The sequence below is a fragment of the Kitasatospora fiedleri genome (assembly GCF_948472415.1).
GTDB lineage: Bacteria > Actinomycetota > Actinomycetes > Streptomycetales > Streptomycetaceae > Kitasatospora > Kitasatospora fiedleri.
Genome location: NZ_OX419519.1, coordinates 3,607,411 through 3,630,413 on the forward strand (window position 1 = coordinate 3,607,411; position 23,003 = coordinate 3,630,413).

A 23,003-nucleotide genomic window follows, 5' to 3' on the forward strand; every position below is an offset into this window, starting at 1 on the left:
ACGGCCTCCTGACGGAGCCTCAGACCGCCTGGGCGTAGTCCCGCAGGACCACCCCGGTCGCCAGCGACTCCTCGTACTCGGTGCGCGCGGTCTCCAGCAGCCGGCGCCAGGAGTCCACGGTCGGCCGCCGGCGCAGCAGCGCCCGCCGCTCGCGCTCCGTCATCCCGCCCCAGACGCCGAACTCGACCCGGTTGTCGAGCGCGTCCGCGAGACACTCGGTGCGCACGGGGCACCCGCTGCACACCGCCTTGGCGCGGTTCTGCGCCGCCCCCTGCACGAACAGTTCATCCGGATCGCTCGTGCGGCACGCCGCCTGCGCGCTCCAGTCGTCCACCCAGCCCATCCCGGCGCCGTCCTCTCCCGATTCGGGGCTCCCCCACGGCGGCAACGGCATATTCACCGTTGCCAGTTGAGGACGTTACGGAAGAACGGCACAGCGCAACAGCCCCTGTATGCCCAATCTCGAATGACCCAATTGGACTATGGGTGTCCAGCAGCTCACTCGTTGGAGTGATTGCAGGTCGGGGGGCTTGCCGGGGCCGGAAGGGGCGTTTTCGTCACGGTGCGCGACAGCGGCCCGCCGCGCATCCGCCCGGATCACGGACAGAACGCCGCGAATCGGACAAAGCTCATCACTCACAAGAGTGATGACGATGGACAGAGCGAAGCTGTCGCAGTTCTGTGACAAGCGTAGGCGAACACCTGCCCCCCTGTACGGGATTCCGACACGTAGGGTTCTCTCCATGGCACCCACGCGATCCACCGGCTCCCTGATGGACAAGGCAGGCAACGGCGTCAAGTTCCTCGGCGGCTCGATCCTGGCCGGCGTCCTGGTCGCCGGCATGGCGCTGCCCGCCGTCGGAGCGTTCGGCCTGACCGCCAAGGACACCGCCGACTCGTTCGACAACATCCCGGACGACTTCAAGCAGCCCACCCTCTCCCAGGCGTCGATGATCTACGACGCCAAGGGCGGCCTGATCGCCAAGGTGTACGACCGCGACCGCACCATCCTCACCGCCGACCAGATGGCCCCGGTGATGCGCCAGGCCCAGGTCGACATCGAGGACGCCCGGTTCTACGAGCACGGCGCCGTCGACCTCAAGGGCGTGCTCCGCGCGATCACCAAGAACGCCGAGTCCGGCACCACCGCGCAGGGCGCCTCCACGCTCACCCAGCAGTACGTGAAGAACGTCTTCGTCGAGCAGGCCGGCGACGACCAGGCCGCCTTCCTCGAAGCCACCAAGAAGAGCCTGGGCCGCAAGATCCAGGAGCTCAAGTACGCCATCAAGCTGGAAGAGGACCTGAGCAAGGACCAGATCCTCACCAACTACCTGAACATCACGTTCTACGGCCACCAGGCGTACGGCGTCGAGGCCGCCGCCAACCGGTACTTCAGCAAGAGCGCCAAGGACCTCACCGTCCCCGAGGCCGCGATGCTGGCCGGCCTGGTGCAGAACCCCACGGCGTACGACCCGATCGCCCACCCGCAGGCCGCGCAGACCCGCCGCAACACGGTGATCAACAAGCTGCTGGAGTACAAGCACATCACCCCGGAGCAGGCCAAGGCCGCCCTGGACGCGCCGCTCGGCATCAAGTACTCCGAGCCGCAGAACGGCTGCATCACCGCCGACCAGGGCATGGGCTTCTTCTGCGACTACGTGCGCCACGTGGTCAAGCAGGACCCGGCGTTCGGGGCCACCGCGGCGGACCGCCAGAAGCTGTGGTCGCAGGGCGGGTTGAAGATCAACACCACCATCGACCCGGACAAGCAGAAGGCGATGTACAACGCGGTCACCAAGAAGGTCTACGTGACCGACCCGGTGTCCTCGGCCGGCACCATGATCGAACCCGGCACCGGCAAGATCCTCGCCATGGCCCAGACCCGCCCGTACGGCCTGGACACCTCGAAGAACCAGACCGTGCTGAACCTCAACGTCGGCGCGTCCATGGGCGGCGGCAACGGCTTCTCCCCCGGCTCGACCTTCAAGCCGATCGTGGCCGCGGCCGCGCTGGAGTCCGGCGTCCCGATCAGCCAGGAGTACCCCTCGCCCTACAGCATGGAGTACCCCAGGATGACCACCTGCGAGGGCACCACCCACGACCCGCAGACGCTGACCAACGAGTCCACCAGCGAGCACGGCCCGTACAGCCTGCAGATCGCCATGCAGAAGTCGGTCAACACCTACTTCATCCAGCTCGAACAGCAGATCGGCCTGTGCCCGGTGAAGCAGATGACCGACAAGCTCGGCCTCGGCACCCTGGCCAACGGCAGCAAGATCCAGCAGGTCGCCTCGATGACGCTCGGCACCCAGGAGGTCAGCCCGCTGCAGATGGCCACCGCCTACGCCGCGTTCGCCGCCCGGGGCCTCTACTGCTCCCCGGTCGCGATCACCTCGGTGACCAACGGCGAGGGCAAGGAACTCGGCGTCCCCGGTGCCAACTGCACCCAGGCGATGTCCCAGACCACCGCGGACGGCATCAACACCCTGCTGCTCGGCGTGACCGAGAAGGGCACCGGCTCCGCCCTCGGCCTCGACGACGGCCGCCAGATCGCCGGCAAGACCGGCACCACCGACAACCGCTACGCAGCCTGGTTCACCGGCTACACCCCGAACCTGTCCACCTCGGTCTGGCTCGGCGGCGTCGGCGGCAACGTCTCGATGCGCAACATGCGCATCGGCGGCCACCCCTTCAGCGCGGTCTACGGCTCCGACGGCCCCGGCCCGATCTGGCAGATGGCCATGAACGACGCCCTGGACGGCAGCCCCGTGTCCAGCTTCCAGAAGGTCGACATCCCGCAGCCCAGCCAGCCGTCGTCCACCCCCAGCGACACCCCCTCCGCCCCCTCCGGCGACAACGCCACCCAGACCGGCAACACCACCCCCAACACCGGGAACCCCGGCAACCCCGGCAACACCGGCAACACCGGCAACACCGGCCTCCCCGGCTGGCCCACCGGCGGCGCCACCAACGGCGGCATCAGCCTCCCGCCGGGCGTCATCGGGGGAACACCGGCAAGCCCGGCCGCCACTAGCCGCGGCGGCCCCCGGAACGCACCGCCTGTCGCCGGAACGCGCGAACCGCCCGCGAGGAATCCTCCTCGCGGGCGGTTCGGCGTTCACGGCCCCCGTCAGCCCGTCAGCTCTTCAGCTCTTCGGACTGCTCCTCGGGCTGCTCTTCAGACCGCTCCCCCAGGCCCCTCCCCCGGCGCTCAGCCGGCCAGGGCGGCCTTCACGGCGGCGGCCACCCGGCCGCCGTCCGCCTTGCCCTCCACCTGCGGGCGCACCAGCTTCATCACGGCGCCCATGCCCTGCGGGCCGCTCGCCCCGGACTCCGCCACCGCGGCGGCCACCACGGCCGCCAGCTCCTCGTCCGTCAGCTGCTTCGGCAGGAACTCGGCCAGCACCTCGCCCTCGGCCCGCTCCCGCGCCGCCTGCTCGGCCCGGCCGGCGCCCTCGAAGGCGGTCGCCGCCTCCCGGCGCTTCTTCGCCTCCCGGCCGATCACCTGCTGCACCTCGTCGTCGGACAGCGCGCGCTTCTCCTCGCCCGCCACCTCCGCGCTGGTGATCGCGGACAGCGTCAGCCGGAGGGTGGACGAGCGCAGCTCGTCCCGTGCCTTGATCGCAGCCGTGAGGTCCTCCTGCAGCTGCTCCTTGAGCGTCGTCATGCGGTCGATTCTGGCACCTGCCCCGCCCCGCCGCCGCTCCTTTACCCTCCGCCCCGCTCCTGACGCCCCGTCGGACCGCTCCACCCCCGGGTGCCCGTCCGTCCGTTCGGCCCGTCTGCGACCATGGACCGATGCGACCGCTGTACTCCGTCCCGCTCGGTGTCGCCGCCACCGGCGCCGCCTGTCTCGTCTACGCCGCCGGGTACGAGGTCCGCTCGTTCCGCCTGCGCCGCGTCGAGGTCCCGATCCTGCCCGCCGGCGCCCGGCCGGTCCGGGTCCTCCAGGTCTCCGACATCCACATGGTCAACGGCCAGGCCAAGAAGCAGCGCTGGCTGAAGAGCCTGGCCGGCCTCCGCCCCGACCTGGTCGTCAACACCGGGGACAACCTCTCCGACCCGCTCGCGGTCCCCGCCGCCCTGGACGCCCTCGGCCCGCTGATGGACTTCCCCGGCGTCTACGTCTTCGGCTCCAACGACTACTACGGCCCCACCCCCAAGAGCCCCACCCGCTACCTCAAGGCCCTCCGCAGCGGCGTCCACGGCCTCAACAACCCCGACGGCAGCGGCCGCCGCGGCATCAGCGGCGCCGTCCACAACCCCTGGCAGAAGCTCCGCGACGGCTTCGACCAAGCCGGCTGGCTCAACCTCAACAACGCCCGCGGCCGCCTCACCGTCGCCGGCCTCGACATCGAGTTCACCGGCCTCGACGACCCGCACATCCGCCACGACCGCTACGCCGCCGTCGCCGGCGGCCCCTCCCCCGACGCCGACCTCTCCCTCGCCGTCGTCCACGCCCCCTACCTCCGCTCCCTCGACGCCTTCACCGCCGACGGCTATCCCCTGATCCTGGCCGGCCACACCCACGGCGGCCAGCTCTGCATCCCCTTCTACGGCGCCCTGGTCACCAACTGCGACCTCGACACCGACCGCGTCAAGGGCCTCTCCACCCACACCACCCCCCACCACCGCTCCTACCTCCACGTCTCCGCCGGCTGCGGCACCAACCGCTACACCCCCCTCCGCTTCGCCTGCCCCCCGAAGCCACCCTCCTCACCCTCACCCCCGTCCCCCGCTGACCAGCCCCGAAACCGGATTTCGTCTCTGGCCCCACCTCCTGTAGAGTTCTACTCGTTGCGCCGGACACGGAAGGCAACACCGCAGGACCGGGGTATAGCGCAGCTTGGTAGCGCGCTTCGTTCGGGACGAAGAGGCCGTGGGTTCAAATCCCGCTACCCCGACTTCGTAAGTGCAGGTGAGGGCCCCACTGGAGAGATCCGGTGGGGCCCTTCCTCGTTGTGCGCGCTCGCCCGGACGGCTCGGGTTCCGGGCGGCGCCCACCTTCGGGGGACCGAGAGGGGATGCGATACCTGATGGCGAAGCACCTGGACGATGTCCGCTCGGCCGTGGCCGGTCTCCACATCGACCGGTCCTCCGGCCAGCCCGCTCGACACCAGCCGATCACCCTGCTCTGGGCGATGGGCCGGGCAGCAACGGGACGGGCGCGGCTGCTGCCGTGGAAGGACGCCAGCTCCGACCTGAAGCGACTCCTGAAGGAGTACGGTCGCCCTGGGTCCGACCCGGCGCCGCAGTACCCGTTCGTGGCCCTCCGGAACTCGGGCCTGTGGCAACTCGACGGTGTCGTGGGCGAGGTTCCGGTGGCACGGGGCTCGAAGCTGCTGCCCTGGCTGAACTCCCAGAACCCCCGGGGCGGCCTGGAGGGTTGGGTGTACGACCTCCTCGCCGACGACCCGGAGGCGCGGCGTCTGGTGACCGACGATCTGGTGTCCCGGTTCTTCGAGGGCGAGGCCCCGCACGGCCTGCTGCGGGACACCCTGCTGCTGGGTCCGGTGTTCGACGGCTTCGGGCCGGTCCCCGGCGTCAAGGCGGGCACCAGCTTCGCCAACCGTGCGGCGCTTCACCGCGCGCAGGTGCACCGGCCGCTCCAAGGCGGCATCTGCGGGACCGGGGAGAACGGTGCCGAGTCCATCGTCGTGTCGGGTGGGTATGAGGACGACGAGGACCTCGGCGACACGATCATCTACACGGGCCAGGGCGGTCGTGACGAGCGCACCGGACAGCAGGCGTCCGATCAGCAGCTCACCCGGGGGAACGCGGCCCTCGTCACCAGCAGGACGGCGGGACGGCCCGTACGCGTCGTCCGCGGGGCGAGCGGCGATCCACTGCACTCCCCTGCGTCCGGGTACAGGTACGACGGGCTCTACCTCGTCGACGACTACTGGTCCGAACGCGGGCAGTCCGGTCACCTGGTCTGGCGTTACAGGCTGGTCAAGCTGCCCGACGAACCGCTCCTGCCCGGTACGTCCCTCCCCGTTCCGACCCAGCCCGTTCTGCCCCTCCCCGTGCCGGCTGGCCAGGAGACGTTGACGCGCGTCGAGGCGTCGTTCATGCGCATCGTCCGGAGTAGCGCCGTCGCGAACTACGTGAAGCGGGCCCACGATTTCTCCTGCCAGGTGTGCGGCATCCGCCTGGGGACACCGACCGGCGCCTACGCGGAGGCCGCGCACATCCAGGGGCTGGGGCGACCGCACAACGGTCCCGACATCGCCTCGAACGTCCTGTGCCTGTGCCCCAACCACCACAAGCTCTTCGACTTCGGCATGCTGGCCATCGCCGACGACCTGGCGATCACCGACCGGTCCACCGGGCAGGTCATCGGCCGGTTGCGCGAGATTCCTGCCCACCAGATCGAGCGCCGCTTCTTGGCCTACCACCGTGAGCATCACGCCCCGGCCTGAAACCGCTCGCCGACGGGCGAAGCCGCAGTAGGGGCGTGAACGGCAGAGGGGTCCGTCCGGTCGACCGGACGGACCCCTCTGCCGTTCACGGGTCTTGTCCACAAGCTGCGGACAGTGCAAGGACAGGGACGGGTGATGGGGTGTCAGGTGGCGGCATTGGGCCGTTCCGGTGAGGGGGAGGGGGTGGTGACGGGCTATCGGATGCGGGGTGGGGGCGGGGGCCCGAGGGTGGGGGGGCGGGCTCCGGTGGGCGGGGTCGGCGGGAGGAGGCGCTGGATGAGCGCGGCGGATGTGCCGAGTCCGGAGGGGGCGGCGGCGGTTGCGGGGAGGCGGGTGAAGGCGGTGGCGGCGCCCAGGATGACCTGGGTGACGTTGGCGCTGATGACGACCAGTTCGGTGGCGAGCCTGCGGTCGTCGCCGACGATGGCGGTGTACGGGCTGGCGTGCGTGTTCCTGTACGTGGTGCCGGCGATCGTGTTCCTGCTGCCGACGGCGCTGGTCTCGGCGGAGCTGGCGTCGGGCTGGGAGGGCGGGGTCTACAACTGGGTGGCCCAGGGGCTGTCGAAGCCGTTGGGGTTCCTGGCGGTGTGGTGCCAGTTCGCGATGACGATCTTCTACTACCCGAGCCTGCTGGCGTACGTGGCCAGCACGATCGCGTACGTGGTGGACCCGAGTCTGGCCAGCAACGGGCTGTACACCGCGATCGTGATCATGGTGCTGTACTGGACCGGCGTGTGGGTGTCCTCGCGCGGGACGGACGCGGTGGCGGGCCTGGCGTCCTGGGGGCTGATCATCGGGACGCTGATCCCGGGCGCGCTGCTGGTGGTGCTGGGCTTCGTGTTCCTGGGGCAGGGCAACGGCTCGGCGGCGCCGATGTCGGCGGACCACCTGCTGCCGGCCTGGACCGGCCTGGCGAGCCTGGTGCTGATCGTCAACAACTTCCTGAGCTACTCGGGCATGGAGATGAACGCGGTGCACGTCTCCTCGCTGAAGAACCCGGGCCGGGAGTTCCCGCGCTCGATGTTCCTGGCGGTCGGCCTGGTGCTGCTGATCTTCATCCTGCCCGCGCTGGCGATCAGCTGGGTGGTGCCGGCCGACCAGCTGTCGCTGACGGCGGGCGTGATGCAGGCGTTCGACGCGTTCTTCCAGTACTTCCACATCGGCTGGCTGACGCCGCTGATCGCGGTCGGCCTGGTCGCGGCCTCGCTGGGCGGCATGCTGACCTGGCTGGCCGGCCCGTCGAAGGGCCTGCTGATGATCTCCCGGCAGGAGGGCTACCTGCCGCCCTCGCTGCAGAAGCTGAACAGCCACGGGGTGCAGCAGAACATCCTGGTCGCGCAGGGCGTGGTGACCACGGCCATCGCGCTGATGTACGCGCTGATCCCGAACGTCTCCAGCGTGTACTGGATCTTCTCGGTGATCACCACGCAGGTGTACCTGATCGTCTACCTGCTGATGTTCCTGGCGGCGATGCGGCTGCGCCGGCTTCAGCCGGACCACCCGCGCGGCTACCGCGCCCCGGCGCTGGGGGTGCTGTGCGTGGTGGGCCTGCTGGCCTCGGCGGCGGCGATGGTGATCGGGTTCGTGCCGTCCTCGCAGTTCGGCGGCGGCAGTGTCTGGGCGTACATCGGGATCGTCGGCGGCGGTCTGCTGCTGCTGGGCGTGATCGTCCCGTTCGGCTTCCTGAAGGCCAGCAAGCCCGAGTGGCGCGACCCGGCGGCGGCGGCGGCCATCGAGGAGGAGGCGGCGTGAGCGGGCGGAGCGGACGGAGCGTGAGCGGACGGAGCGGACGGAGCGAGGTGGGCGGATGAGCACCCGGATGGCTTCCGAGCACAGGTGGATCTACGTCGGCGCGGTCGTGGTGCTGGTCGCCATGGTGGTGATCGGGCTGCTGACGTTCACCCAGCAGCACGCCACCAACGAGTCGTACCGGAAGGCCGACGAGCTGATCACGAAGCTCCAGGAGAACGACTACCCGACGCCGGACCGCGGCCAGGTCGCCCGCACCCTGGGGACCGACGGCGGCGCGGTGTGCCAGGACCCGGCGAGTGCGCTGAAGACCGGCTTCCAGCGGCTGCAGATGTCGAACGGGGCCGCCGGGCCCGGGCAGCGGCCGGTCATCGTCGCCGCCCGGACGGTGCAGGCGGAGGCGCTGGTGCTGAGCGTCTACTGCCCGGACCGGTTGGCCGACTACCAGGAGAAGATCAAGGACATCAAGACCGATGAAACGGTCCGGAACTGAGGGGGAGCAGATGAGCACCGACACCGAACTCGCCGCCCGGATCGCGGCGTTGATGCCGCGGGCGAAGCGGGACCTGGCCGAGCTGGTCGCCATCCCCTCGGTCGCCGACCCGCGGCAGCAGCCGCCGGAGAAGTGCCGGGAGGCCGCCGAGTGGGTGGCCGCCGCGTTCACCGAGGCCGGCCTGCGGGACGTCCGGCTGGCGGAGACCCCGGACGGCAGCCACGCCGTCCTCGGGCACCGCCCGCCGCCGCCCGGCGCGCCGACCGTGCTGCTGTACTGCCACTACGACGTGCAGCCGCCGCTGGACGACTCCGCCTGGACCACGCCCCCGTTCGAGCTGACCGAGCGGGACGGGCGCTGGTACGGGCGCGGCACCGCGGACTGCAAGGGCAACGTCGTCATGCACCTCACCGCGCTGCGGGCGCTCGGCGACGACCTGCCGGTCGGGATCAAGCTGGTCGCGGAGGGCTCGGAGGAGCAGGGCACCGGCGGCCTGGAGGCGTACGTCCCGCAGCATCCGGAGGACCTGCACGCGGACGTGCTGCTGGTGTGCGACACCGGCAACGCGGCGGTCGGGGTGCCGACCGCGACCACCTCGCTGCGCGGCCTGGCGAACGTCGTGGTGACGGTGCGGACGCTGGCGTCGGACATGCACTCCGGGATGTTCGGCGGCCCCGCCCCGGACGCGCTGGCCGCGCTGATCCGAACCCTCGACTCGCTGCGCGACGCCGAGGGCGGCACCCGGATCGACGGGCTGGAGAACGGCGGGACCTGGGAGGGCGTCGGCTACGACGAGCAGCAGTTCCGCGCGGACGCGGGCGTGCTGGAGGGCGTCGGCCTGACCGGCTCAGGGACGGTCGCGGACCGGCTGTGGGCCCGTCCGGCGGTGACGGTGCTGGGCATCGACTGCGCGCCGGTGGTCGGCTCGGCGGCGGCGATCCCCGGCACCGCCCGGGCCCGGGTCAGTCTGCGGGTACCGCCCGGCATGGACCCGGGCGCCGCGCAGGACGCGCTGACCGCGCACCTGGTGGCGGCGGCGCCGTGGGGCGCGCGGGTCACGGTGGAGCCGGAGTCGAAGGGCTCGCCGTTCAAGGCCGCCACCGACGGCGCGGCGTACGGGGCGCTCGACCGGGCCGCGCGGGAGGTCTACGGGAAGCCGCTGTCCTTCCTCGGGCAGGGCGGGTCGATCCCGCTGTGCAACGTGCTGGCGGCGCAGTACCCGGAGTCGGAGCTCATCCTGATGGGGGTGGAGGAACCGCGCTGCCTGATCCACGCGCCCAACGAGAGCGTGGACCCGTCCGAGATCGAGCACATGGCCCGGGTGGAGGCGCTGTTCCTGCGCCACTACGCGGCCGCCGCCCGCCGCTGACCGCCCGCCGCTGACCGCCCGCCGCCGACCGTCCGCCGCTGACCGCCCACCGCTGACCGCCCACCGAGAGGGAGCACATGCCCGAGCCGTTCACCACCGCCGACTTCCAGGCCCGGATGGCCCGCGCCGCGACCGCCGCCGCGGACGCCGGGCTGGCCGGACTGGTCGTCACCCCGGGCCCCGACCTGGCCTACCTGACCGGCTACCGGCCCACCGCGACGACCGAGCGGCTGACCGCCCTGGTGATCGCGGCCGGAGCCGAACCGGTCCTGCTGGTACCGAAGTTGGAGCGCCCGGACGCCGAGGCGGCACCGGGCGCGGAGGCCGTCCGGATGGCCGACTGGACGGACGGCTCCGACCCGTACGCGGCGCTCGCGCCGAACCTGGACGGCCGCGGCCGGTACGGGATCTCCGACAACGCCTGGGCGATGCACCTGCTCGGACTCCAGCAGGCGCTGCCGGGCAGCTCGTACGCGGCGCTGACCGACGTGCTGCCGATGCTGCGGGCGGTGAAGGACCACGACGAGCTGGAGCGGCTGGCCGCGGCCGGGGCGGCGGCCGACCTGGCGTACGGGGAGATCCTGGGGATGCCCTTCGTCGGGCGGACCGAGAACCAGGTGGCCGCCGACCTGGCCGCGCTGCTGATCAAGCACGGGCACAGCCAGGTCGACTTCACCGTGGTCGGCTCCGGGCCGAACGGGGCGAACCCGCACCACGAGGCCGGGGAGCGGCTGATCCGGCGCGGCGACACCGTGGTGCTGGACTTCGGCGGGCTGAAGGACGGCTACGGCTCCGACACCACCCGCACCGTCTTCGTCGGCACCGAGCCGCCCGCGGAGGTGCTCGCCGTCCACGACCTGGTGCGGCGGGCCCAGCAGGCCGCGTTCGACGCCGTCGCGCCCGGGATGACCTGCCAGGACATCGACCGGGTCGCCCGGAAGGTGATCACCGACGGAGGGTACGGCGAGTACTTCATCCACCGGGTCGGCCACGGCATCGGGCTCACCACCCACGAGCCGCCGTACCTGGTCGAGGGCGAGACCCAGCCGCTGGTGCCCGGGATGTGCTTCTCGATCGAGCCGGGGGTCTACCTGCCGGGGAAGTTCGGCGTCCGGATCGAGGACATCGTGACCGTCACCGAGGACGGCGGGCTGCGGTTCAACGGCACGCCGCACGAACTGGCCTTCGTGAACTGAGGGGCTGAGGGGGGTGGGACGGGAAGGGCCGCCGGAGTGCCTCCGGCGGCCCTTCGTCACGCCGAGAGCTGGAAGGCGCGGCGCAGCGCGGAGAGCAGGGCGCGCAGGGCCGGGGGCGGGGACGGGCGGTTGACCAGGGCGAGCAGCGCCGGGGTGGTCAGGCCGCGGACCGGGACGGGGACCAGGGCCGGGAAGGCCGCGGCCATCGAGCGGCTGAGCACGGCCACGCCCAGGCCCCGGACGGCCAGGTCGGCGATCGCGGTGGCGGCGCCGGCCTCCAGGACGATCCGGGGGGTCAGGCCGCGGGCGGCGCAGTCCCGGTCCAGGACGGCGCGCAGGCCGGTGCCCCGGGGCATGCAGACCAGCGGGTGGGTGAGCAGTTCGGCGAGGGTGGGGCCGTCCTCGCCGCCGTCCCCGTCCCCGCCCCCGTCCAGCAGGGGGTGGCCGGGCGGGACGGCGGCGACCAGGGGTTCGCTGACCACCACGTGCGCGTCCAGGCCGTCGGGCACGGGCGCGGGGCGGCCGATCAGGGCGAGGTCGAGGGCGCCGGAGCGGACGGCCTCGGTGAGGTGCTCGGAGTCGTCCTCCAGCAGGGCGAGTTCGACGCCGGGGTGGGCCCGGTGGAAGGCGGCCAGGCCGTCGAAGAGCGGGGTGAGGGTGCAGCCCGCGACCATGCCCAGGCGCAGGCTGCCGCGGACCAGGTCGGTGACCTCGCCGACCGCCTGCCCCACCGCGCGGGCCGCGGCCAGCGCCTGCCGGGCGTGCTCCAGCGCCGCCTTGCCCGCCACCGTGAGCGTCACCACCCGGGCCGAGCGGTCGAACAGCTCGGCGCCCAACTCCCGTTCCAGCTGCCGGATCTGGGCGCTCACCCCGGACTGGCTGATGTGCACCCGCTCGGCGGCCCGGGTGAAGTTGCGCTCCTCGGCGACCGCGACGAAGTACTCCAGCTGCCTCAGTTCCATGCGTACTGATTCTAGGCGTAATGCTTCTAGTAGCGAGCAGAACCAGCTGTTGGACTTCTGGTACGGGTGGCGGAAGGCTGGAGGCACCGCAGGACGACGACCAGGAGGCAGCGGTGAACGCGTACGAGAAGGCGATGCGGCCCGAGGACCTGACCCGACTGTTCGTGGAGCGCTCCAACGCGGGCGACGCCGCCGGGGTGGCCGCGCTGTACGAGGAGGACGCGGTGATGGCCTACCCGCCCGGGCAGTTGACGGTCGGCCGGGCCGCGATCCAGGCGCTCTGGGAGCGGGTCCTCGCCCACCGGCCGCAGTTCACGCCCGAACCGCCGCTGCCCACGCTGGCCGCGGACGGCATCGCACTGACCGCCACCCCGCCCAAGGACGGCGCCGGGGCCCGCGCCCAGGTGGTGCGGCGGCAGCCGGACGGCAGTTGGCTGCGGCTGCTGGACCAGCCGGAGTTCCAGCGTCCGGACGGCGAGGGCGAGGGCTGACGGCGGGCGGCGGGCGGCAGGCGGCAGGCGGCAGGCGGCAGGCGGCTGGGACTGACGGCGGGTGGCCAGGGCCGGCGGCCGGCGGTCGTGCGGAATCGTGACACTTCTCGGGGCCGGCGGCCGAAACCCGGGTGCCCTTCGGTGCGTGTACCTCTTCCGGAAGACCGGATGGACCGGTTGGAGGGGGGCCGTCGTGCGACGGGTTTCGATGATGGGCGCGGTGCTGAGCGGGGTGCTGCTGCTGGCCGCGTGCAGTGCCGGCGGGGGCGGGGGCGTGGACACCGGTGCCGGGGGTGACTCCGGCGGGGCGGGCCGGGGCGGGGAGAGCGGTTCGGCGCGGGCGAAGGCGTCGGCGGCCGTGCTGTCGATCGAGCCGGGGGACGGCGCGAAGGACGTGGCCCCGGGGGCGGTCAAGGTCTCGGTGGCGACCGGCAAGCTGACCGGCGTCACCGTCACCGACCAGGAGGGCAAGCCGGTCGAGGGCGCCCTCGCCCCCGACGGCCTCACCTGGGCCCCGGTCACCGGCGGCCTCTCGGTCGGCTCGACCTACCGGGTGAACGCCGAGGCCACCGACGCCGACGGCGTGGCCACCGCCGCCACCAGCACCTTCAGCACCCTCGTCCCCAAGAAGACCACCAAGGTCGAGGACAACGTGGTGACCGGCCAGGACTTCGGCGTCGGCATGATCATCTCGGTCGACTTCGGCGGCGTGAAGGTCAAGAACAAGGCGGCGGTCGAGCAGGCCATCGTGGTCGAGGCCTCCGACGGCACCCAGGTCAGGGGCCACTGGTTCGAGAACGACACCCGGCTCGACCTGCGCCCCGCCGAGTACTGGAAGCCCGGCACCACCGTCCAGGTCCACCTGCGCACCAAGAGCGTGGAACTGGCACCCGGCGTGTACGGCGCGACCCAGCGCGACGAGCACTTCACCATCGCCCGCTCCCGGATCAGCGAGGTCGACGCCGCCGCCCACCTGATGGTGGTCAAGGAGGACGGCAAGCCCGACCAGACCATCCCGATCGTCGCCGGCACCGACGACAACCCGTCCTGGAACGGCACCATGGTCATCTCGGCCAAGAGCCGGATGCAGAGGATGACCTCCGAGGGGCAGGTCGGTCTCAAGGGCCCCGGCTACGACACGGTGGACCCGCACGCGATGCGCCTGACCTCCTCCGGCACCTACCTGCACGGCAACCCGGAAGCCCGGGGGGTGGCCGGCCACGGGAACATCAGCCACGGCTGCATCGGCATCCCCGACACCCCGGAGGGCGACGAGAACTCCCCCGCCGGCAAGGTCTACGCCGCCTCGAAGATCGGCGACGTCGTGATCGTCCGGAACTCCGTCAAGAAGCAGCCGCTCGACCCGGCGAACGGCCTCAGCGGCTGGACCCTGCCCTGGTCGCAGTGGTGACCCCGACCCCGGTACAGCGAGCGGCTTGGCGGTAGGCGGCGGTAGGCGTCAGGCAGGCGTCAGGCAGGCGTCAGCGGGTGCGGCGGCGGTAGTCGGCCGGGGTGATGGCCAGGGTGCGGGCGAAGGCCCGGCGCATCGCCTCGGCCGAGCCGTAGCCGCAGGCCCGGGCGATCTGCTCGACGCCGTCCCGGGTGTCCTCCAGGCGGCGGCGGGCCGCCTCCAGCCGGGCGTCGGCCACGTAGCGGCCGGGGGTGACGCCGACGTCCGCGGTGAAGACCCGGGCGAACTGGCGCGGCGACAGCGAGGCGCGGCGGGCCAGCGCCTCCACCGACAGGTCAGCCTCCGGGTGCTCGGTGATCCAGCGCTGCACCTCGCGCACCGGGTCCCGTTCGGAGAGCTGCGCCGACAACTGGACCGAGAACTGGGCCTGGCCCCCGGGGCGGCGCAGGAACACCACCAGCTCCCGGGCCACCGCCAGCGCGACCTCCCGGCCGAGGTCCTCCTCGACCAGGTGCAGCGCCAGGTCGATGCCCGCGGTGACCCCGGCCGAGGACAGGAAGCGACCGTCCCGGACGTAGATCGGCTCCGGGTCGACGGTCAGCTCGGGGTGGCGGGCGGCCAGCGTCGCGCAGTGCCGCCAGTGGGTGGTGACCCGGCGGCCCGCCAGCAGGCCGGCCGCGGCGAGCAGGAAGGTGCCGGTGCAGACCGAGACCACCCGCCGGGCGTCGGCGGCGAGGGCGGCGATCCGGGCGGACAGCTCGGGCGCGACCTCGCCGCGCGCGCCGGCCCCGCCCGGGACCAGCAGGGTGTGCGCGGGGGCGGCCAGGTCGAGGTCGGTGTCGGGCAGCAGGGTGAGACCGCTGCTGGTGCGCACCGGACGGCCGCCCGGCGAGGCGGTGGTGACGCGGTAGCCACCGCCGTGGAACACCTCCAACGGGCCGCTGACGTCGAGGCTCTGCACCCCGTCGAACAGGACGAGCAGCACACTGCGGGTCGGCATGGCCCCATGCTGGCGGGCGGGGGCGGTGGCAGCAAGGACACGTACCCCACCTTTTCTGCCATCGAGCGGCGGGTGCTGGACGCGGGGTGCGGGGTGCGGGTCAGTGGCCGGCGGGGTGGTCGAGGCGCTTGTAGTAGTAGGTGGTGTCGGCGAGCGTTCCGTCCGGGGTGGCGGCGTGGGCGGGGACGGTGCCGAAGGCGGTCCAGCCGGCGGTGCGGTAGAGGTGTTCGGCGGGGCTGCCGGTCTGGGTGTCGAGCAGGAGCAGGGTGGTGCCGGCGTCGCGGGCGGCCCGCTCGGCGTGGGCCAGCAGGCGGCGGCCGAGACCCGCGCCGCGGGCGGTGCGGTGGACCAGGAGCTTGGCGATCTCGGCGCGGTGGCGGCCGTTCGGCTTCTCCTCGCGGATCAACGAGACGGTGCCCAGGACCCGCCCGGCGGCGTCCTCGACCACCCAGAGCAGCCGGGTGCCGGCGGCGACGGACGGACGCAGGCCGTCCCACCAGGCGGCCGCCTCGTGGTGGGCGATGCGGTCCAGGAAGCCGACCGAGGCGCCGCCGGCCACCGCGTCCAGCAGCAGGTCGGCGAGGGCGTCGCGGCGGGCGTCCAGGGCCTCGGGGGTGAGCAGCAGCGGGGTCGGGCTCTGGGTCGGGCTCTGAGTCGGGGGCGGGGTCATGGCAGCACCAGGGCGATCAGGTAGCGGACGGGGTGGGGGCCGGGGCAGTGGAAACCGGAGGTGCCGTGCAGGCGGTAGCGGAGGCAGTCACCCGCGGCGAGGTGGTGCACGGTGCCGTCCAACTCCAGGTGCAGCTCTCCGTCCAGTACCCACAGGTGCTGCTCCAGGCCGGGGACGGGCGGGGCGTCGTAGGAGATGACCGCACCCGGCGGGAGGGTGCCCTCGACCAGCTCGGCACGTAGCCCCGGGTGCGGCGGCGAGACGGAACGCCGGACGAACCCGGTGGCCGGGTCGTGCCAGCGCGGCTGGTCGACGGCGCGCAGCAGACCGGGCGGCTCGGCCTCCACCTCGGCCAGCAGTCGGGAGACGGTACGGCCGTACGCGGCACAGAGCCGGCCGAGCTGGGCGGCCGTGGGGCTGAGCTCGGCACGCTCCAGCCGGGACAGCGTGGAGCGGCTGACGCCACTGCGCCGGGCGAGCTCGTCCAGCGACCAGCCCCGGTCGGCGCGCAGGGCGGCGAGCCGGGCGGCCAGGCGGTGGTCCTCCTCGCCCGGGAGGTCTTCGTTTCTCACATCAGGGAGGATATCTCGGATAGGAGAGGAGGGGTGGGGCGGGGTGGGGTACGCCCGAGGACCGACCGCAGGTCGGCGCGAGACAGGGCGGTGAGCGGGACAGGGCGGTGAGGCGGGACAGGGGGCGGGGCGGACGGTCGACCGAGGCGGGCAGCGCCGGGGTGGTCGGACCGCCGACGGAGGCCCGCGCCGGGGAGGCTGCGGCCACCGGGTGACCGGGCCCGGCCGCGCCGAGGCCCCGAGCGGTCGCGGGCCGCGCGGCGGTGGTGCAAGGCCGGCACGCGGGCCGGCGCGCAGGCCCGGGCCGGGGCGTCCGGCGGCAAGAGGATGACTCTCCCGCCCCGGAAGGCGCCCCGGCGACAGGCGGCAGGGGCCGTGGTGCGGGCCGGCGCGCAGGCCCGGGCCAAAGCGTCCGGCGGCAGGACGGTGGGTCTCCCCTGCTGAAAGATGCCGCCCGGGAAAGGGGCGCGGCAGCGGGCGGCACAGCCGTAGTCGCGGTGCGGGCCCGGGCCGGGACGTCAGACGGCAAGAGGATGACTCTCCCGCCCCGGAAGGGGCCCCGGCGACAGGCGGCAGGGGCCGTGGTGCGGGCCGGCGCGCAGGTCCGGGCCGGGGCGTCCGGCGGCAGGGCGGTGGGTCTTCCCTTCCGGGAGCGTCGCGGCGGAGGGGGTGGTGGTGACCCGCGAGCGGGGGAGATGTCAGGAGTGGTTACCGTGGTGGGGTGTACCGGTTCCTGCTCAGCCCGCGGTGGCTCGTCGGCACGGTCGTCGCGGTGGCGGCGATCGTGGTCTGCCTGATGCTGGGCACCTGGCAGCTGGACCGCTTCGAGTCCCGGGTCTCGACCCATCAGGAGAACGACCGGGCGGCGGCCGCCTCCGCGCGGGCGGACGTGCAGCCGCTGGCGGCGGTGCTGCCGGACGGGGCGGCGAAGGTCGGCACCGACACGGTGGGCCGGGCGGTGCGGGTCACCGGCACGTACGACGGCGCGCACCAACTGCTCGTGCCGGACCGGACGGTGGACGGGCGGCAGGGCTCCTACGTACTGACGCCGCTGGTCACCGACGGGGGCCGGGCGGTGGCGGTGGTGCGCGGTTGGGTGGCGGGCGACCCGGGGGCGGTGCCTGCGGCGCCGGGCGGGCAGGTCAGTGTGACCGGCCGGTTGCAGGCCCCGGAGAACAGCGGCAGCGGTGGCGCGGTGGCGGGCGGCCTGCCCGCCGGGCAGCTCGGCATGATCAGTCCGGCCACCCTGGTGAACGTGCTGCCCTACCCCGTGTACGACGGCTGGGTCGCGGCGGACGACGTCCAGGCCGGGCTGACGGCGGTGCCCACGGTGCAGCCGCAGGGCGGGGACGGACTGAGCCTGCGGGCGTTCCAGAACCTGGGCTACACCCTGGAGTGGTTCGTCTTCGCCGGGTTCGTGGTGTTCATGTGGTTCCGGCTGGTGCGGCGCGAGGCGGAGGCCGCCCAGGACCGGGCCCTCGGACTGGACCCGGTCCTGGACTGACCCGCCGCCGGTCGGTGCCCCGTCAGCGGGACTTCGACGGCGACGGCGCCGCGGCCGGGGGCTTCGACGGCGGCCCGGTCGGCCGCCCCGTCGCGGGGGCGCTCGCGCCCGGGGTGCCGCACGGCACCGGCGGGGCCGCGGCGACCGCCCCGGTGCCGGTGGGCGCGGGCGAGGGCGTGCCGGTGACCGGGGTGGCGCAGTCGTCCTCGAAGTCGCCGCCCACGATGCCCGGCGCGGGCGACGGGTTGCCGCAGTCGTCGACGTAGTCGTCGGTGCGGGTGGAGCCCGTGGTGCGGTGGTGGTAGTGGTGCACCACCGTGCCGCCGCCGCTGTAGTGGGTGACGCCGGAGCCGCTGGAGCCGGTGGTCTTCTTGGAGCCGGAGCTCGTGGAGCCCTTCGAGCCGCGGCTGCTGGAGCCGCCCTTGGAACTGCGGCTGCCACCACCGCTCTTGGCCAGCACGACACTGCCGGTGTCGGCACCGGCGAGCACCAGCCCGCTGCCGGTACCGGTACCGCTGTCCGTGCCCGCGAGCGTGAGCCCGGTGTCGGCGATGACGGCTCCCGCGGCCTGGACGCAGTCGCGGCTCCCGCTGTTCGACGAGCAGCCGGCCGCGGTCAGCAGGACGGCGCCGACCGCGACGACGGCCAGCGCGGCGCGTCCACCCATCAGTTGTCCCCCTCGTCCACCGGGCCGCAGCTCACCGGACGGTGCCGGGCGCCAGGTGGCGCCGGACGAAGTCGATCTCCAACCGGAGCTGCTTGATCCGCTCGTCGACGACCAGCGAACCGTGCCCGGCATCGTAGCGGTACACCTCGTGGACCTTGCCGAGCTCCTCCAGCCTCCGGACGTAGTTGTCGATCTGCCGGATCGGGCAGCGCGGGTCGTTGAGGCCGGCCGAGAGGTAGACCGGGGCCTTGACCTGCTCGACGTAGGTCAGCGGGGAGGAGGCGCGCCAGCGTTCCGGGACCTCCTCGGGGGTGCCGCCGAACAGCGTCCGGTCCAGGGACTTGAGCGCCTCCATCTCGTCGTCGTACGCGGTGAGGTAGTCGGCGACCGGGACGGCGGCCAGGCCGAGCGTCCAGTGGTCGGGCTGGGTGCCGAGGCCGAGCAGGGTGAGGTAGCCGCCCCAGGAGCCGCCGGAGAGCACCAGCCGGTCCGGGTCGGCCAGGCCGGAGGCGACCGCCCAGTCGCGGACCGCGCCGATGTCCTCCAGCTCGATCAGGCCGACGCGCTCGGTGAGGGCGTCGGTCCAGGCCTGCCCGTAGCCGGTGGAGCCGCGGTAGTTGACCCGGACGACGGCGAAGCCGTGGTCGAGCCAGGCGGCGGGCCCGGCCGCGAAGGAGTCGCTGTCGTGGTGGGTCGGGCCGCCGTGCACCTCGAACACCGTGGGGTGCGGGCCCGGGCCGGACGGGCGCTGCACCAGGGCGTGCACCCGGCCGCCGGGGCCGTCCACCCAGACGTCCTCGACCGGCACCGAGCCGGGCGGGACCGGGCCGGGGGCGCGCAGCACCACCGCGCCGGAGGTGGAGCGCACCGCGGACGGCTCGGCGGCCGAGGACCAGAGGAACTCCACCGTGCCGTCGGGGCGGGCGGTGGCCCCGGCGACGGTGCCGCGCGGGGTGTCCAGCCTGGTCAGCTCGCCGGCCGCCAGGTCGTACGAGAACAGCTCCGAGCGGGCCTCGTACTCGTGCTCGATCAGCAGCGAGCGGGCGTCCGGCCGCCACTGCGCGGACAGGTCGCCGGGGAACGGGCGGCCCCGCTCGTCGCGGAGCCGCAGCTCGGTCTCGGTGCCGGCCGCGACGTCCCACAGCATCGGCTCCCAGCGGCCGGTGCGCTGGTGGGCGACCAGCAGCCGGGTGTCGCCGGGGGCGGGCGCGAAGCCCAGGCAGGCGACGCCGCGCGGCTCGGCCCGGCCGGTGACCTCGTCGAGCTCGGCGACGGTGGCGCCGTCCGCCAGGCGCAGCACCCGGATCGCCGAGTGCATCGCGTCGCCGTGCTCGGTGTGGTCGACGGCCAGCAGGGTGCTGTCGTGGGAGAGGTCGCCGACGCCGCCGTACTCGGCGTGGTGGTAGACCACCTCGGGCTCGGCGGCGCCCGGGCGGCGCAGGTACAGGGTGGTGCCCTCGTCGTCGGTGGAGGTGCCGACCACCACGGTGCCGTCGCGGCCGAGCGCCAGGCCCGCCGAGTACGCGGCGGGCACGCCCGGAACCGCCTCCTGGTCGGGGCCGCCCGCGAAGGGCTGGCGGCGCCAGACCCCGAACTCGTCGCCGTCGGTGTCGTCGAACCACCAGATCCACTGCCCGTCGGGGGCGAGTTCGGCGTCGGTGGTGCCGTTGGGCCGGTCGGTGACCCGGCGGTGCTCGTCGGTGGAGCGGTCCCACGCGTACACCTCGTAGGTGCCGGTCGCGTTGGACACGTACAGCGCCCGGTCGGGTGCCTCGTCCGCCCAGTCGGGCAGGGAGACCCGCGCCGCCCGGAACCGCTGCTCCCACTCCGGAACGACGTTCGTCTGCTCGTTCATGTCCTCATCCAACCCGATGCCGGGGGTGATCGGAACGGATCGGCGCGGCGGACGGGATCGGTTCGGACACGAAGCTGGTGCGGTGCGGGGGCTGACGGGCTATCAACGGTACCGTGACAAACACGGACATATCGACCGGAGGAGCCTTCCCGTGACCGTCCCCGCGCCCCCGCTCGACCGGCTCGACGCGCGCGAACTCGCGCGGGAGCTGGGCCTGGTCGAGGAGATCGAGCAGTACCTGGCCGGGCTGCCCGGCCGGTCCGGACCGGTCGTCCCGCCGGTCCCCGGGGCCGCCGCCCCGGCGCCGTACCCGCCCGGCGTCCACGGCAGCGTCCGGCAGCCCTGGAACCACGGGCACCCGCTGCCCCGCCGCTCGCTGCTGGAGCTGCTGGCCCGCCGCCCGGCCCGCCCGGCCGAGGTCACCGTCGCCAGGCACCTGCGGCTGACCTCCCGCTACCTCGCCGAGGCGGGCTGGACGCAGGGCGCGCTCTGGGACGACCGGGGCCGGGTCTGCCTGCTGGGCGCGCAGACCGCCGTCCTGGCGCACGGCTACGGCAGCGCGTACACGGTGCGCCGGGCCCGCGCCCAGGTGATGGAGGTGCTGCACGCCACCGGCCGCCCCGTGCCCTCCCCCGACGTGTGGAACGACCGCCCGGGCCGCCGCCAGGCCGAGGTGCACGCCCTGCTGGAGCGGGCCCGGGCCCGCGCGCACGCCCTCGGGATCTGACCGGCCGCGGCGGGCCCGCCGACAGCCGCGCGGTCAGCGGGCCGGGCCGGGCCGGGCGGTGCGGTCTCGGTCAGCGGCCCGGGCCCGGCCCCGACGGTACGGCCGCGGTGAGCGCCGCCAGCCGCTCGGCGGTCACCGAGCCCGGCTCGACGGTGTAGACGACCAGCAGCAGCCCCGGCTCGCCGGGCGGGGCCAGCGTCTCGTACCCGAAGTCCAGCTCCCCGGCCCGCGAGTGGCGCAGCAGCTTGTGCCCGGACGCCTTCTCCCGGACGCCGTGCCGGGCCCACAGCTCGGCGAACAGTGGACTCCCGGCGGTCAGTTCGGCCAGCAGCGCGGCCAGGTCGGGGTCGTCGGGGTACCGGGCCGCGTCCAGCCGCAGGTGGGCGACGGTCTCGGCGGCGACCCGCTCGAAGTCCCGGTAGAGCCGCCCGCCGGCCTCGGTGAGGAAGGCGTGCCGGGCCATGTTGCGTTCGCCGGGCGGCAGTTCGGAGAACCCGAGCACCGCGTCGGCCGGGGCGTTCCAGGCCGGGACGTCCATGCAGCGGCCGAGCACGAACGCCGGGGTCGCCAGCGCGTCCAGCACCAGCCGCAGCCCCGGCCGGACCTGCCGGGGCGGCCGCCGGGACGACCCGCGCGGCGGGTGCGCCAGGGCGTGCAGGTGGCCGCGCTCGGTGCCGTCCAGCCGCAGCACCCGGGCCACCGCGTCCAGCACCTCCGCGGAGACGCCGCCGCCCCGGCCCTGTTCGAGCCGCACGTAGTAGTCGACGCTCACCCCCGCCAGCTGCGCGACCTCCTCGCGGCGCAGCCCCGGCACCCGGCGGCGCCGCCCCAGCTCCGGCAGGCCCACGTCGGACGGCCGGATACGGCCCCGGCGCTGCCGCAGGAACTCCCCCAGTTCGCTCATGCCCCGACGATACGTCCGGGGCGCCGGCCGCCGCGAAGGTGGTTCTCCCGGGCCCAGGAAGAACAGCGCCCTGGGTGGCCCCGCCGTCCGCGACCAGACTCGTCCCGTCGGCAGGACGACGCGGCCCGCGGCCCCTGAACGCCGCGCACGGGCACGCCGGCACGCCGGCACGGACTCGATTCGAGGAGAGCGATTCCCATGGGTTACCCCGCACTGAACGGTCGGACCGCGGTCGTCACCGGCGCCGCCAGCGGCATCGGCGAGGCGATCGCCCGGCAGCTGGCCGCGGACGGCGTCCGGGTCGCGCTGCTGGCCCGCCGGGCCGACCGGCTGGCCGCGCTGGCCGCCGAACTCGGGCCGCAGGCGCTCGCGGTGGCCGCCGACGTCACCGACCAGGGCTCGGTCGACGCGGCGCGGCGGCTCGTCCACGACGCCTTCGGCCGGGTCGACCTGCTGGTCAACGCGGCCGGCGTGATGCTGCCGAACCCGATCGGCGACGGCCGGGTCGACGAGTGGTCCCGCATGATCGACACCAACCTGACCGGCGCGCTGCGGATGATCCGCGCCTTCGGCCCCGACCTGGTCGCCGCCGCGGCGGCCGGGGCCACCGCCGACCTGGTCGACATCTCCTCGATCGGCGCGGACGTGGTCTTCCCCCACTACGCGGTCTACGGCGCCACCAAGGCCGCGCTGACCCAGCTCTCGGCCGCCCTGCGCAGCGAGTACGGCCCGCGCGACGTGCGGGTCACCAACGTCGAGCCCGGGCTGACCGACACCGAGCTGGGCACCCACATCGACAACCCGGGGCTGGGCCCGGACGGCCAGCTCGGCGAGATGTTCGACGCGATCGGCGCGCTCGCCGCCGCGGACGTCGCCGACCTGGTCGCCTACGCGGCCAGCCGCCCCCGGCACGTGAACCTGCGCCAGCTGGTGGTGCTGCCCACCCGGCAGGCGTGACCGCAGCACACCGGGACGGCCCGGGCGCGCACCGGGACCGGCACTCCGGGCGCG

19 protein-coding genes, 1 tRNA gene and 2 pseudogenes are annotated in these 23,003 nt (G+C 73.7%); 13 read left to right on the top strand and 9 right to left on the bottom strand.

Features of this window, described 5'->3' with window-relative positions:
* Positions 1 to 19 precede the first annotated feature (19 nt).
* Positions 20 to 343 (bottom strand): WhiB family transcriptional regulator, encoded by a 324-nt coding sequence (locus QMQ26_RS16660; RefSeq protein ID WP_030919726.1) that lies wholly within the window; start codon positions 341 to 343, stop codon positions 20 to 22.
* A gap of 682 nt (positions 344 to 1,025) precedes the next feature.
* Between QMQ26_RS16660 and QMQ26_RS16665 the strand changes: the two are divergent.
* Positions 1,026 to 2,576, top strand: a pseudogene (locus tag QMQ26_RS16665) (transglycosylase domain-containing protein); the annotation flags it as partial.
* Positions 2,577 to 3,211: 635 nt separating this feature from the next.
* Here the strand turns inward: QMQ26_RS16665 and QMQ26_RS16670 are convergent.
* A complete protein-coding gene (locus tag QMQ26_RS16670) occupies positions 3,212 to 3,667 on the bottom strand; it encodes a GatB/YqeY domain-containing protein (protein ID WP_282206541.1) in 456 nt (151 codons plus the stop codon).
* Positions 3,668 to 3,966: 299 nt separating this feature from the next.
* Between QMQ26_RS16670 and QMQ26_RS38295 the strand changes: the two are divergent.
* From QMQ26_RS38295 to QMQ26_RS16700, 7 genes and pseudogenes are all read left to right on the top strand, one after another.
* Positions 3,967 to 4,473: pseudogene (locus QMQ26_RS38295) on the top strand (metallophosphoesterase); the annotation flags it as partial.
* Positions 4,474 to 4,830: 357 nt separating this feature from the next.
* Positions 4,831 to 4,904 (top strand) — tRNA-Pro (locus QMQ26_RS16675).
* Between the two features lie 132 nt (positions 4,905 to 5,036).
* On the top strand, positions 5,037 to 6,422 hold the full coding sequence (locus tag QMQ26_RS16680; RefSeq protein ID WP_282206197.1) for a YDG/SRA domain-containing protein: 1,386 nt from the start codon (positions 5,037 to 5,039) through the stop codon (positions 6,420 to 6,422).
* Positions 6,423 to 6,698: 276 nt separating this feature from the next.
* Positions 6,699 to 8,174 carry an APC family permease gene (locus QMQ26_RS16685; protein WP_282206198.1) on the top strand — a complete coding sequence of 492 codons (1,476 nt, stop codon included), beginning with the start codon at positions 6,699 to 6,701 and terminating at the stop codon, positions 8,172 to 8,174.
* 55 nt (positions 8,175 to 8,229) lie between these two features.
* Positions 8,230 to 8,664, top strand: coding sequence for a hypothetical protein (locus tag QMQ26_RS16690; RefSeq protein WP_282206199.1), 435 nt, complete (start codon positions 8,230 to 8,232; stop codon positions 8,662 to 8,664).
* A gap of 10 nt (positions 8,665 to 8,674) precedes the next feature.
* Positions 8,675 to 10,033, top strand: coding sequence for a dipeptidase (locus QMQ26_RS16695; protein ID WP_282206200.1), 1,359 nt, complete (start codon positions 8,675 to 8,677; stop codon positions 10,031 to 10,033).
* 77 nt (positions 10,034 to 10,110) lie between these two features.
* The gene (locus tag QMQ26_RS16700) at positions 10,111 to 11,229 is read left to right on the top strand and encodes an aminopeptidase P family protein (protein WP_282206201.1); all 1,119 of its coding nucleotides are present in this window, start codon (positions 10,111 to 10,113) and stop codon (positions 11,227 to 11,229) included.
* A 56-nt stretch (positions 11,230 to 11,285) separates the two neighbouring features.
* Here the strand turns inward: QMQ26_RS16700 and QMQ26_RS16705 are convergent, their stop codons facing one another.
* On the bottom strand, positions 11,286 to 12,191 hold the full coding sequence (locus QMQ26_RS16705; RefSeq protein WP_282206202.1) for a LysR family transcriptional regulator: 906 nt from the start codon (positions 12,189 to 12,191) through the stop codon (positions 11,286 to 11,288).
* Between the two features lie 134 nt (positions 12,192 to 12,325).
* Between QMQ26_RS16705 and QMQ26_RS16710 the strand changes: the two genes are divergently transcribed.
* Positions 12,326 to 12,682, top strand: a complete 357-nt coding sequence (locus tag QMQ26_RS16710) for a YybH family protein (RefSeq protein ID WP_404814182.1) — start codon at positions 12,326 to 12,328, stop codon at positions 12,680 to 12,682.
* 193 nt (positions 12,683 to 12,875) lie between these two features.
* A complete protein-coding gene (locus QMQ26_RS16715; RefSeq protein WP_282206203.1) occupies positions 12,876 to 14,093 on the top strand; it encodes a L,D-transpeptidase in 1,218 nt (405 codons plus the stop codon).
* A gap of 70 nt (positions 14,094 to 14,163) precedes the next feature.
* Here QMQ26_RS16715 and QMQ26_RS16720 read toward each other — a convergent pair whose 3' ends face one another.
* The 3 genes from QMQ26_RS16720 to QMQ26_RS16730 form a co-directional block, all read right to left on the bottom strand.
* Positions 14,164 to 15,093, bottom strand: coding sequence for a GlxA family transcriptional regulator (locus QMQ26_RS16720; protein WP_282206204.1), 930 nt, complete (start codon positions 15,091 to 15,093; stop codon positions 14,164 to 14,166).
* Positions 15,094 to 15,193: 100 nt separating this feature from the next.
* Positions 15,194 to 15,763: a GNAT family N-acetyltransferase gene (locus tag QMQ26_RS16725; protein WP_282206205.1), complete on the bottom strand. Its 570-nt coding sequence runs from the start codon at positions 15,761 to 15,763 to the stop codon at positions 15,194 to 15,196.
* A complete protein-coding gene (locus tag QMQ26_RS16730) occupies positions 15,760 to 16,335 on the bottom strand; it encodes a helix-turn-helix domain-containing protein (protein ID WP_282206206.1) in 576 nt (191 codons plus the stop codon). The genes QMQ26_RS16725 and QMQ26_RS16730 overlap by 4 nt, the downstream gene beginning before the upstream one ends.
* 721 nt (positions 16,336 to 17,056) lie before the next feature.
* Between QMQ26_RS16730 and QMQ26_RS16735 the strand changes: the two genes are divergently transcribed.
* A complete protein-coding gene (locus QMQ26_RS16735; RefSeq protein WP_282206207.1) occupies positions 17,057 to 17,839 on the top strand; it encodes an SURF1 family protein in 783 nt (260 codons plus the stop codon).
* A gap of 22 nt (positions 17,840 to 17,861) precedes the next feature.
* Here the strand turns inward: QMQ26_RS16735 and QMQ26_RS16740 are convergent, their stop codons facing one another.
* Positions 17,862 to 18,506 (bottom strand): hypothetical protein, encoded by a 645-nt coding sequence (locus QMQ26_RS16740; RefSeq protein WP_282206208.1) that lies wholly within the window; start codon positions 18,504 to 18,506, stop codon positions 17,862 to 17,864.
* A 31-nt stretch (positions 18,507 to 18,537) separates the two neighbouring features.
* Entirely contained in the window at positions 18,538 to 20,361 is a 1,824-nt protein-coding gene (locus QMQ26_RS16745; protein WP_282206209.1) for a S9 family peptidase, read from the bottom strand.
* Positions 20,362 to 20,512: 151 nt separating this feature from the next.
* On the opposite strand from QMQ26_RS16745, the gene QMQ26_RS16750 reads away from it, so the two are divergent.
* Entirely contained in the window at positions 20,513 to 21,088 is a 576-nt protein-coding gene (locus QMQ26_RS16750; RefSeq protein WP_282206210.1) for a DUF6197 family protein, read from the top strand.
* A gap of 70 nt (positions 21,089 to 21,158) precedes the next feature.
* Here the strand turns inward: QMQ26_RS16750 and QMQ26_RS16755 are convergent, their stop codons facing one another.
* Positions 21,159 to 21,992, bottom strand: coding sequence for a helix-turn-helix transcriptional regulator (locus tag QMQ26_RS16755; protein ID WP_282206211.1), 834 nt, complete (start codon positions 21,990 to 21,992; stop codon positions 21,159 to 21,161).
* A gap of 198 nt (positions 21,993 to 22,190) precedes the next feature.
* Here QMQ26_RS16755 and QMQ26_RS16760 point away from each other — a divergent pair, with 198 nt between their 5' ends.
* Entirely contained in the window at positions 22,191 to 22,949 is a 759-nt protein-coding gene (locus tag QMQ26_RS16760; RefSeq protein WP_282206212.1) for an SDR family oxidoreductase, read from the top strand.
* Positions 22,950 to 23,003 lie beyond the last annotated feature (54 nt).